The sequence below is a fragment of the uncultured Campylobacter sp. genome, assembly GCF_938031315.1.
Taxonomy (GTDB): domain Bacteria; phylum Campylobacterota; class Campylobacteria; order Campylobacterales; family Campylobacteraceae; genus Campylobacter_B.
Genome location: NZ_CALHHT010000376.1, coordinates 1 through 12,045, shown reverse-complemented (window position 1 = coordinate 12,045; position 12,045 = coordinate 1). Strand labels below are relative to the sequence as shown.

Here is a 12,045-nt window from a genome sequence, read left to right as displayed (position 1 = left end):
AGCGTTGTTGGCTTTGTCGTAGCTAAATTCCATCTTAACGCCCTGTCCGTCCGGTTTAAGAAACTCGGAGCCGTAAACTTCAGCCATAGGCGCAAAATCGCGCAGGCTGTCGTAAGGCGATAGGAAGTCCGTGATGGTCGTATTTATCGTAGCTTTGCCGCCAAATTCCATCTTTTCAAAGAGCTTCTCTTCATCTATAAAGCCGCCAACTAGCGCGTTTAAGTTGAAAGCAAATTTTTTGCCGAGGCTGTTTTCAAACGAAAAATCTTTGATCTCAAATTTAATGTCGTCTTTCAAAAGCTCTTTCAAAAGCTCCTTGTTTTCCGCAAGCTCATCGAAATCCTTAGATCCGGCGAAGGCAAATTTTTCATATAACTTCGCGCTTAGGTTTATTCCTACGCTTGAGTGGATATTTCGCAAAAGCACGTCGGCGATCTTAAGAGTTTCCATTTTGCTTTCGTCTTCGGAGGTTAAAATTCCGTTTTTGATGCGGTTGTTGCCCTCGGAGCTTAAATTTGTAGCTACGACGAGGCGCTGCCTATTGATGGTTACGACTAGCTCTTTTATGCCCGCCTTATAATCTATATCGCTCATTATCAGCTTAGATAAAAGATCGTCGGATTTTTTTACCTCATTCGGAAACGTAACGTCGTATCCAAGGCCTTTCATATCTATGCCGATCTGCTTGCCGTCATCCACGAAAAACTCCGGAAGTTTAAAATTTAGCCCCTTGATGACCTCGCCGCTCATATCGCTAACGCCGCCTATGCTAAAGCCCGCTATGCGCACCATCTCGCTATTTTCTGCGAAATTTATATCGACCAACTTGGCTTCATATTTTATATCGCCCGGACCGAATAGAATATGCGTGTTCACTGGCGTATCGGTTTTAAAAACCTCTTTTATCGGCTCTGCGTAATAAGGCGTTTTAACTTTTATCGTTCCGTCCATCTCAAAGCCCGCCGCGACATCCTTCACGCTGTGCTTAATAGTATAATCGTAGCGGAAGTCAAAATCTTGAGGGAAGACCTCTTTAGGATCAAAATCCAGAGTCTCGTTCGCATCGTCGCGATCCGCAAGCTCTTTAACTTTTTTAACTCCGTCCGTCAGATAGGCCTGAAGCTTCTCTTTTTTGACCGTACCCTCGATAAAGCCGCTCGAGTTGCTATCTCCGGGATAAAATTTAGCGCTCTTAGTCTCGAAAATTTCGTTTCTAGCGATAAATTCTGCAATCTGCTGCTCAATCGCCGCGCTGGCACTCTTGCCGACCGCACCGTCAACCGTTTTGGTTATGCTATCGTTTACACTTTTAGCTACTCCCGTTTTAGCGTCCTTCGTCGCCACAAAAACGCCCACTATAAGCGCTACGATGAGCACTAAAGCCGCGATGATCTTTTTCATCATCTCTCCTTTAAATTTAAAATTTATTTGGGTGCGTATTTTGCCGTAAATTTCTAAAATTTTCAAATTCTAGCTTAGTGTGCTTTAACCTAAAAGAAGTTATAATCGCGACATTAATATCAAAATTTAGGAAAACTTATGGCAAAACAAACGAAATATATTTTCGTCACCGGCGGAGTGCTGAGCTCGCTGGGTAAGGGCATTGCGGCGGCGTCGATCGCGACGCTTTTAAAGCACGCGGGGCAAAAGGTGCGCATCCTAAAGGCGGATCCCTACATCAACGTAGATCCCGGCACTATGAGCCCGCTGGAGCACGGAGAGGTTTTCGTCACCGACGACGGCGCGGAGACCGATCTGGATCTTGGGCATTATGAGCGGTTCTTGGATGAAAATTTAAGCCAAGATAACAACTTCACCACGGGCAAAGTTTACAGCTCCGTCATCGAAAAGGAGCGCAGGGGCGATTATCTGGGCAAGACGATCCAGGTGATCCCTCACATCGTAGGCGAGATCGTGCGCCGCATAAAAAAGGCGGGCGAGGGCAACGACGTGCTGATCGTCGAGATCGGCGGCACCGTGGGCGACATCGAGGGGCTGCCGTTTTTAGAGGCGATCCGCGCGATGAGAGTGGAGCTTGGTAGAGTAAATACGATGAATATCCACCTCACGCTCGTGCCTTTCATCAAGGTCGCGGGCGAGCTCAAAACTAAGCCCACGCAGCACAGCGTAGGTGAGCTGCGTCGTATCGGTATCAGCCCCGATATGATAATCTGCCGCTCCGAAATGCCGCTAAATCGCGCGCTAAAAGATAAGATCGCGCTAAGCTGCGGCGTGGATAAAAACTGCGTCATCGAAAGCCCCGATAGCGCGAGCATCTATCAGATCCCACTTGCGTTTTTGAAGCAGGATATTTTAACGCCGATCGCAGAGACTCTAAGCTTAAACAAGCTCGAAGTCGATATGAGCAACTGGGACAGCCTCGTTAAGCGCGTCATCGTGCCTACGAACGAAACCACGATCGCTTTCGTCGGCAAATATATCGATCTGAAAGAAAGCTACAAATCCCTCACCGAAGGAATCATCCACGCGGGCGCGACGCTTGATACGCGGATAAATTTAAAGTGGATCGACAGCGAAAAAATTGAAGCGAGCAATGTGGATGAAATTTTCCGCGACGTAAACGGAATTTTGGTCGCGGGCGGCTTCGGCTCGCGCGGGATAGAGGGTAAAATTTTAGCCATAAACTACGCGCGGGTGCATAAGGTGCCGTTTTTGGGTATCTGCTTGGGGATGCAGCTTGCGATGGTGGAGTTTGCGCGGAGCGTCTTAAAACTGAAAAACGCTAACTCCTCGGAATTTGACCCGCAGACCGAAGATCCGGTGATCTATCTGATTGACAGCTTTATCGACGCAAGCGGCAAAAAGCAGATCCGCACGCACAAATCCCCTATGGGCGGCACTATGCGGCTGGGCGGCTATGACTGCGACGTCAAAAAAGGCTCGCTTTTGGGTAAAATTTACGGCGAGCAAAAAACCATCCGCGAGCGCCACCGCCACCGCTACGAAGCCAATCCGAAGTACCGCGCCGATTTTGAAAAGCACGGTCTTATCGTCTGCGGCGAGAGCGACGGGCTTATCGAAGCGGTCGAGCTAAAAAACCATCCGTTTTTTCTGGGCGTGCAGTTTCACCCGGAATTTACCAGCCGTTTAGTGCGCCCAAATCCCGCTATTTTGGGCTTTATCGAAGCATCTATAAAAAATGCTAGGTAAAAATGAGATAAGGGAAATTTTAAAATCGAGATTTGCAGGCGATCGACACAATAAAATTTCTGAAATTCCCTTACCTTGCGAGCTGAAGGATACCTATAAGGCGGCTTTGCGCATAAAAACTGCCATCGAAGAAAACCAGCGCATAGCCGTAGTCGGCGATTACGACGTCGACGGTATCGTAAGCACCGTCATAATGAGCGATTTTTTCAATCAAATAGGCGCGGAGTACGTCATTAAGATCCCAAACCGCTTCACCGACGGATACGGGCTAAACAGCGAGATCATAGGCGAGCTCGAGGACGTTGATCTCATCATCACCGTAGATAACGGCACCTCCGCGACGGAAGCTGCCGAAATTTGCGCTCAAAAGGGGATCGATCTCATCATCACCGATCACCACATGCCTCCGCCCGTGCTGCCGCGAGCTTATGCGATAATCAATCCGAAGCAGCCTGATTGCACCTTCCCAAATATCGAAATTTGCGGCGCGCAGGTAGCGTGGTATCTCGTAGGCGCGCTAAAAGAAACCCTCGGCGTGAACTACGATATGGCAAGCTCGATGGATATCCTCATCATCGCCATAATCGCCGATATGATGGAGCTGCGCGATATGAACCGCGCGCTTTTGCGCTTCGGCATCAAGCGGCTAAATAGCTCGAACCGCGCCTGCTTCAAGGCGATTAAAGAGCATTATTTTAAAAAACACTTCGAATTCGACGATATCAGCTACACGATCGCGCCGCTTATCAACTGCACGGGGCGGATGGACGATGCGACGATGTCGTATAACTTCCTATGCGCCAAAAATATCAGAGAGGCAAACCACTACCTAGAGACGATAAATTCCATCAACAACTCGCGCAAAGAGGAGGAGAAAAGCCTCTACGACGAGATCGTAAAAAGCGTCGATCCGAGCGACAACGTCATCGTCGTGTGGGGTCCGCAGTGGCACGAAGGGATCATCGGCATCGTCGCAAGCCGCCTAAGCAAGACCTACAAAAAGCCCGCGATCGTCTTTAGCGTAAGCGACTCGCGCGCCAAAGGAAGCGCGCGCAGCATCGGTAAATTTGACATTTTAGAGCTGATCTCCTCGCAAAGCGAAATTTTAACGACCTTCGGCGGGCACAAGGGCGCTGCGGGCGTGGGGATCGATCCTGCGCTACTTCAGGAGTTTAAGCGGCGCGTAAATGAGCGCATAACGCCTAAAGATCTGAGCGATTTTAGCGCGCAAGACGATCTGCTGGGCGAGCTGGACGCGTCGCAGATAGACTTCGAGCTGCTTGAAATTTTAGAATTTTACGAGCCGTACGGGCAGAAAAATCCGCGCCCGCTCTTTTGCATCAAAGGCGCCCGGGCCCGCAATATCAGAGAGATCGGCAAGGAGGGCAAGCATATCAAAATGGCGCTTGATAAAAACGGAGGCAGCGTCGAGGCGCTGTTTTTCAACTACGACTTTTTGCCGCGCGCGGGCGAGCGAGTGGATGCGATCTTTACGATTAGCAAAAACAACTTCCGCGGCACGATCACGCCCGAGCTCATCATCAAGGAACTGACCCCGAGCGAGAGCTAAATTTTAAAATTTAGGCCGGCTTGGCGTGTATTTCGCTCCGGAGGCCTTTAAATTTAACTCTCGATCTGTTAGCTCAGTGCACATTGCGCACTCGGCGGATTTGCCCTACTACGGCGTCAATCTGCTCTACTCGCCCGATATGTATTGCACGCTCGGCGCGACTTCAAAATTCAACGCGCGAGCTATGGATTTGACTTTCGATGCAAGCTTAAGCGTACGATTTCGGAGCTCAGCCACGGCGCGCAAACGCGATGTATTATTTTCAGCTCCCGCACGGTTTGCAAAACAGACGAAATTTTTGGGCGCGGTAAAAGTAAAATTTAAACGTTTCTAAATTTTAAAATTTTGCGAGGGCGAGCGATAGCCGTCAGAAACAAACAGAACAACCCTGCGAATGGAATTTCGGATAAAATTTTATGAAGTGGCGAGCGGGCTAAATTTTAAAATTTAGCCCGCCCTTAAACTTAGAGGCTAAAAAACTACCACTAAAAACCACTTAAACGGCACCGGCGCGAAGATCGCGTGCGGCAAGCCCGCAGGCATGACGATGCTTTGCCCCGCTTTTACGCGGTGCTTCTGCCCGTCGATCGTGAAATCGCCCTCGCCCTCAAGCACGTAAACGAACGCGTCGCCGTCGGATTTGTGCGAGCTGATCTCCTCGCCGCCGTCGAAGGCAAAAAGCGTCATATTCAGCGCAGGATTTTGCGCGAGGGTGCGCGAAATCACCTTATGAGGGGATACTTCGACTAGCGAAGCAAGCTCTACGGCCTTAGCGGCGTCGATATTTTTGATGTGTTGCATAAGCTCTCCTTGAAATGAAATTTGATCGATTGTAGCTAAAATTTAGCAAGCCCGCTTTGATGATTATCAATCCGGATCCGCGCTGAAAGGATTTTTCAGAAAGATCGGAACGAAATTTATCAGATATAGCGCGACTGCGGCGATGAAAAGCGCCGAGGGGATCATCACGTATAAAACAAAGTTCTCGCCCGCAAAAACGGCTCTTAAAATCCCCGCGAGCAGAGCCAAAACGAGCGCCGCGCGGCTTAGGCGCGGGAAGTTTAGCGGCGAAATTCCGCTGTGGCGCTGTCCGGCGATCATTCCCACAAAAAGTATCGCTCCATACATATAGCAGATCGCGATGACGTGCAGCGGCGCGGCAGCGTATCCTCCGCGGATCAGTGTCGCGCCCAGCCACGCATAGCCCGCCGCGCACGCAGCCTGCAGCGCGTAGTAAAACGCCATATAGTGGCGGCTTAGAATTTCGACATAGTGCAGCTCACGAAGCTTCGCCAAAAACAAAAACCCGATGCCAAGCGCGATAAATCCGCACGTCGCCTCGCTTAAAAATGGCGTCGCGAGCGCCAAAGCGAAGGCGAGGAAAGCGGCTAAATTTTTGTAGATAAAATTTGGAATAAAAACGGCGTCCTTCAGCCCGCCCTCTCTTAGCGCTTCGTTGCCGATGACGACGCTTATGCGGTAGCTTACGACGGCGATTGCCGCGACGTTGATATGCACGAAGCTGAGCAGAAATTTTTCATCCGCGCTTGCGCCATAGGCCGCAGAGCAGGCGCAAAACGCCGCTAAGACCGCTAGGATGCTAAAATTATTCGAGTTTTTATCCAGCCATAAAAGCCGCGCCGCAAAGATGAAAAATATCGCCCAAAACAGCCCCACAATCGCCGCCGCAAGCCGTAAATTTAAAAAGCTCGCGATAAAAGCCGCGATAAGGCAGGCGGCAAAAGCAAGCGAGACGGGCTTTAGCGAGCCCTCGAAGTTCGTCCAATCGGGCAGCGCGGTAAGCAAAAACGCCGCGTAGATGCACGAAGGCGCCAAAAACAGAAAGTAAAACTTATGAGCGCTCACATAATCGATCTCAAGCGCGTCCGGCGCCAAAAAGCTAAGCGCGCCCAGCGCCGCAAAAAAGCAGGCGCAAAGAACGAAGGCGCGCATCGGATGGGAGAAAAAATTCCTAGCGCGCTCATCTTTAAATTTAGGCGCGTAAAAGCCTAGCTCTTGCTGCTGTGCTGGGCACGGCTCCGGATTTTTGAGCTCCTGCGGCGAAACGGGCTCGGTTCGGTCTTGCGTGGAATTGGTCTTAAAATTCCGATCGGAATTTTTAGCGCTTTGCGAGAAGTCCCAAATAGAATTCGGCTCGGCATGGCTCTGCGCGAAACTGGATTTAAAATTTTGACTTTGATCGGCGCTTCTGGCACTCTGCAAGAAGCTTAGCGGTAAATTTCGCTCATAATTTTGAGCGCCCTGCGAGAAACCCAGCTCGGAGCTGCTTTGTGAGAAACCATGAGTGGAATTTTGATCGTAGCTTTTAGCGCTTTGCAAGAAATCATGTGCGAAATTTGGATTTTTAAAGCTTTGCGCTGGCTCGGCGTCCGAATTGCGAGCTGAATTTTTGAAATTTCGCGTAAAATTTGAAGCGTAAATTTTAAAATTTCGCGTAGAAATTCCGTCTAAATTTTTAAAATAATCTGCGCCAAATCCATAACGCAGACGGGCGTCTGGGTTCGCACCAAATCTGCAATGTGGGCAGGTGGCACGAGCAGGGCGATCGGATACGCGCTGCAAAGGATCGCTCGCGTTAGGGCTGAGCCGTGAGCTGGGACTCGCGCTGGGATCGCGGCGTGAGCGGGTATCTTGGTTTGTGCCAACGCGCCGTAAGCCTGCGCTAACGCTGCAGTACGTATCGCTGCTAAATTTCGCCGAATTTCGCGCTGCAAAGCCGCAGCGCGCTGCGCCGTCCAAAAGCACGCTCACGCTATAATCGCAGTTCGCACGGCTACGCAGCTCGTATTTTGGTGCGATAAAACCACGGCGCCAGGCGTCCTGAGAAAGGCTATATCTGCTTACGCTAAGATCGCAGCATCCGATGTCCCGAAAGAACCTGCCTATGCAAGCAACGAAATCATAACATTTAGCATCTCGCAAGAGTCTATGTCCGCCTGCGCCGACATCTCGGCATCTAATACTTCGCAAGAGCCCATGCTTGCCCGCGCCGAGGTCGTCGCATCTAGCGCTCGGCAAATGTCCGTGTTCGTACGCGCCCAAATCGCGATACGTGCCAAAGCTTCGCTTGCTCGCGTCTGAGCTGCAACGTAAGTTCAAATTTTGTGCGGTATCTTCCTGTTTGCGCGCACTAAAGATAAAATTTCTACTCATAATAGCTTACTCCCCCAAACTGCTCGCTTACCACGCGCTCTTCGTACCGCTCGTCACGCGCGCTTAGCGGCTCGTCCAGGCTCACGACGCGCCTAAGCCCCATCCCTTTGGGCTCGAGCTCGATGATCTCGTGGCTTAGGCGTGCGGCTTCGAAGCGGTCGTGGGTCACCAAAAGGCAGGCAAGCCCCTCGCGCTCGATCTTTGAAACTAAAATTTCGATCAGCACGCCGCGCAGATCGCGATCCAGACCTACAAACGGCTCATCAAGCAGCGCCAGATCGCAGCCGCTAAGGATCGTGCGCAAAAATGCCGTGCGCTTTTGCATTCCGCCGCTTAGCTCGCGCGGGAATTTATTCAGATCGCTCGGGCTTAGCCCGATCTTTGCGGCGAGGGCGTAAATTTCGTTCACGCCCGCAGGGCTAAAAATTTCGATATTTTTAAGCGCCGTGAGGTTCGGCAGCAGGCGGTTTTCTTGAAACAAAAAGCTGATTTTCTTAAAGCCGTTTTCGATCTGCCCGCTTTTTTTATCCTCCAGCCCGCAGACCAGCCGCAAAAGCGAAGTCTTGCCGCAGCCGCTGGGGCCAAAAAGCGTCTTTACTTCGCCCGCGCGCAGCTGCAGCGAAAAATCTGAAATTATAACGTCGCGTAGAATTTCGTAGCGCAGATTTGAAATTTTTAGCATCATCTGCTCCACGGCATCAGTAAAATTTGAAGCGGCTTGGTCACGAGATAATCAAAAAGCGCCGTAAAGGCTATGACCAGGCACACGTAGGCCATGACCTCGACCGTATCGATATTTACGCGCGCTTCGGCGATCTTTGCGCCGATGCCGTCGTTCGCACCCAAAAGCTCCGCCATCACAAGCACCTTCGCGCCGTTGCTGACCGCGACGTAGATCGCGGGAAGCAGCCGCTCGATTAGGTGCGGCGCGTAGAGGTAGCGCAGTTTTTTTAAAATTGAGCTTTTGTAGCTGTCGAAAAGCTCGGTGTATTCGGCGCTCACGCTAGCCATCGCCTGCGCCGCGGACGCAAAAGTCATCGGCGCGACGACGATAACGACGGTAAAAAGCACACTTTTATCGCCGAAATGAAACCAAAATATCGCAAGCACGATCCAAACGATGGGCGGCGTCGAGAGAAGCACGGTAATTAGCGGGTTTAAAAAGGCTCGCAGGCTTTTGAAATACCCCGCCGCAAGCCCGCTGCAAATCCCCGCAAAAAGCGCGAGGAAGGTGCCTGCAAGCGCGCGCTTAAGCGACAAGGCCAGATCGTTTGCGGCGAAATTTTTTAAAATTTCGCACGCCTTAGAAAAAACAGCCGCGGGTTCTGGCAGAATGAGCGGCCCGTAAGCCTCGCTCGCCACTTGCCAAATGGCTATGAAAAAGCACACCGCCCCTAGGCTCGCAAAGCCGCCCCACAGATAGTCTATGACGTAAAACGCGGGGTTTTGAGCTTTGCGAATTTTATCGATTTTTAGCATAGGAAAAATTCGTCCTTAGGCATCGCGCCGCCGATGAGCTTAGGGTTAAATTCCATCAAAATTTCATAAAATTTCAAAAGCTCGTCCTTGATCTCGCTAGGCTTTTTGACGCACAAATTCGACGTATCGATACTCATAAATATCGCAGGCGGCGGTGCGGGAAAGAAATTCGTCCCGATCGCCGCGGCGCTTTGTTTGTTCGCTTTGATCCACGCAAGCGCGTCTGCTAAATCGGCGTTTAAAATTTCAAAATCCGCCTTTTTCGCGGCGTAAAAATCGGTATCTGCGATGATGCCCGCCTGCGGGATGATGGGCTTTACCGAAAACGCCTGCGCCCACATATCGCTTAAATTTGCTCCTCGTTGCACGGCGATGCCTGACACTTTGCCCTTTAAGATCATAGCGCTTGCTAGCGGCTCGACCGTGATCGCGACATCGTAGTCCTTAGCCAAAAACAGCTGCGCGCTCTCTGCGGGGCTGGCGGTGTAGTCGATGTTTAGTCCGCTAATGCCCTGCTTTTTCGCTATGGCTCGCACGATGATGTCTAGCATATCGTTTTTAAAAGGCATGACGATCTTTTTGCCCTTCAACTGCGCAAATTCCGTTATCTTCTCGCCCTTGCTCATCACGAAATTTAGCCCCTCGGTGAGGATATTTACCATACCGATCTTGCGGCCTTGATTTGCGAGGTTCACCCCCACGTTACTAGGGCTCATCATGACCTTGTACTCGCCGTTTGCCACGCCCGCGCGCAGCTGATCGGGATCGCGCCAAAGCTCGAGTTTGGCGTCGTATTTTTTGCCGATCTGCCCCTGCATGCACGCAACGCCGATGATGAGACTAGGCATCGCGGGCGCGCCGTAAATAGTAAAAGTCTCCTTTGCAAAAAGAGGGCTAGCAAGCCCGCTAGCCGCCAACGCAGACGTTAGTTTTAAGAAATTTCTTCTTTGCATATTCTCCTCTTTTCATTCCTGCCAAACGGCAAGATTTTGATAATCGATGTGCAATTATATCAAAAATAGGGGTGATTCGGTTTGATTAAGCTCAATAATCGGCTTTAAATTTTAATGCGCTAAAATTTAAAACGCCCGCAGCGGTAAAATTTTATGCTAAAATGGAGAAAATTTCAATTCAAGGACAAAAAATGAGAAGCGACATCATCAAAAAAGGCTATACGCGCGCGCCGCACAGAAGCTTGCTAAGAGCGACCGGGCTAAAGGACGAGGACTTTGAAAAGCCCTTCATCGGCGTAGCAAACAGCTTCATCGAGATCATCCCGGGCCACTTTTTCCTCAACAAATACTCTGAAATTTTAAAAGACGAGATCCACAAAAACGGCTGCGTGCCGTTTGAGTTTAACTGCATCGGCGTGGACGACGGCATAGCGATGGGGCATGCTGGGATGCTTTATAGCCTGCCTAGTCGCGAGCTGATCGCAAACTCGATCGAAACGGTGATGAACGCGCACGCCCTAGACGCTCTCGTGTGCATTCCAAACTGCGATAAAATCGTGCCGGGCATGGTGATGGGCGCACTTCGCGTGAACGTGCCTACGGTTTTCGTTAGCGGCGGCCCGATGAAAAAAGGCTACACTAAAAAAGGCGAGCCGATCGACCTATCTACGGCGTTTGAGGCGGTGGGTAAATTTGAAACCAAAGAGATCAGCGCCGAGGAGCTAAAAGAGATCGAGTGCGCCGCCTGTCCGAGCGGAGGCAGCTGCTCGGGGATGTTTACGGCAAACTCGATGAATACGCTGTGCGAAGCGATGGGTATCGCGCTAAAAGGCAACGGCACCGTGCCAGCACTTACGCCAGAGCGCGAGGAGCTCATCAGGCAGGCGGGGCGACGAATTTGCGAGATAGCGCTGGATGAAAAATACAAAATCCGCAACATCGTGAACAAAAAATCGATCCAAAACGCCCTAGTAGTCGATATGGCGATGGGCGGCAGCAGCAACACCGTGCTGCATATCCTAGCTATCGCGCGCGAAGCGGGGGTAAATTTACAGATCGCGGGGCTCAACGAGATCAGCCGCAAGATCGCGCATATCGCCAAAATCAGCCCGAGCCTGCCAAACGTGCATATGGAGGACATCGACCGCGCGGGCGGACTAAGCGCCGTGATAAATGAAATTTCGCGCCGCGATAACGGGTTGCTTGGGCTAGACGCACTAACGATAAGCGGCGAAAGCCTGGGCGAGCGCGTCGGAGCAAGCGCCATAAAGGACGAATCTGTCATCCGTAAGGTCGAAAACGCCTACTCGCAGGTCGGTGGGCTGGCGGTTTTGTTTGGAAATTTAGCCGAGCAGGGCTGCGTCATCAAGACCGCGGGCATCATCGGCGAGCGTAAATTTAGCGGCAAGGCTGTCTGCTTTAACAGCCAAGACGAGGCGATAGAGGGGATCTCAAGCGGCAAGGTAAACAAAGGCGACGTGGTCGTCATCCGCTACGAAGGGCCGCGCGGAGGCCCGGGCATGCAGGAGATGCTAAGCCCAACGAGCCTAATCATGGGGCGAGGTCTCGGCGCAGACGTGGCTCTCATCACGGACGGCAGGTTTAGCGGCGCGACTAGGGGGCTAAGCGTCGGACACGTGAGCCCCGAAGCTGCCGAGGGCGGTATGATCGGGCTGCTGCAAGATGGCGACATCATCG

9 protein-coding genes are annotated in these 12,045 nt (G+C 51.3%); 3 read left to right on the top strand and 6 right to left on the bottom strand.

Annotated features, from left to right (window positions below):
• On the bottom strand, positions 1 to 1,401 hold a 1,401-nt coding region (locus Q0236_RS09280), incomplete at its 3' end, for a DUF945 family protein (protein WP_297917113.1).
• Between the two features lie 138 nt (positions 1,402 to 1,539).
• Here Q0236_RS09280 and Q0236_RS09275 point away from each other — a divergent pair.
• Positions 1,540 to 3,171 carry a CTP synthase gene (locus Q0236_RS09275; RefSeq protein ID WP_297917111.1) on the top strand — a complete coding sequence of 544 codons (1,632 nt, stop codon included), beginning with the start codon at positions 1,540 to 1,542 and terminating at the stop codon, positions 3,169 to 3,171.
• Entirely contained in the window at positions 3,161 to 4,741 is a 1,581-nt protein-coding gene (gene recJ, locus Q0236_RS09270) for a single-stranded-DNA-specific exonuclease RecJ (protein ID WP_297917109.1), read from the top strand. Before Q0236_RS09275 ends, recJ begins: the two co-directional genes overlap by 11 nt.
• Before the next feature lie 471 nt (positions 4,742 to 5,212).
• On the opposite strand, the gene Q0236_RS09265 is transcribed toward recJ, so the two are convergent.
• The 5 genes from Q0236_RS09265 to Q0236_RS09245 all read right to left on the bottom strand — a co-directional run bounded on the left by Q0236_RS09265 (position 5,213) and on the right by Q0236_RS09245 (position 10,347).
• Positions 5,213 to 5,542: a cupin domain-containing protein gene (locus Q0236_RS09265; RefSeq protein WP_291939008.1), complete on the bottom strand. Its 330-nt coding sequence runs from the start codon at positions 5,540 to 5,542 to the stop codon at positions 5,213 to 5,215.
• 66 nt (positions 5,543 to 5,608) lie between these two features.
• On the bottom strand, positions 5,609 to 7,915 hold the full coding sequence (locus tag Q0236_RS09260; protein WP_297917107.1) for an NnrS family protein: 2,307 nt from the start codon (positions 7,913 to 7,915) through the stop codon (positions 5,609 to 5,611).
• Positions 7,908 to 8,597: an ATP-binding cassette domain-containing protein gene (locus Q0236_RS09255; RefSeq protein WP_297917104.1), complete on the bottom strand. Its 690-nt coding sequence runs from the start codon at positions 8,595 to 8,597 to the stop codon at positions 7,908 to 7,910. The genes Q0236_RS09260 and Q0236_RS09255 overlap by 8 nt, the downstream gene beginning before the upstream one ends.
• Positions 8,597 to 9,394, bottom strand: coding sequence for an ABC transporter permease (locus tag Q0236_RS09250; RefSeq protein ID WP_297917103.1), 798 nt, complete (start codon positions 9,392 to 9,394; stop codon positions 8,597 to 8,599). The genes Q0236_RS09255 and Q0236_RS09250 overlap by 1 nt, the downstream gene beginning before the upstream one ends.
• Positions 9,388 to 10,347, bottom strand: coding sequence for an ABC transporter substrate-binding protein (locus Q0236_RS09245; protein ID WP_297917101.1), 960 nt, complete (start codon positions 10,345 to 10,347; stop codon positions 9,388 to 9,390). The genes Q0236_RS09250 and Q0236_RS09245 overlap by 7 nt, the downstream gene beginning before the upstream one ends.
• 191 nt (positions 10,348 to 10,538) lie before the next feature.
• Between Q0236_RS09245 and ilvD the strand changes: the two genes are divergently transcribed.
• Positions 10,539 to 12,045 (top strand): dihydroxy-acid dehydratase (gene ilvD / locus Q0236_RS09240; protein ID WP_297917099.1); only part of this gene is annotated, 1,507 nt, incomplete at its 3' end.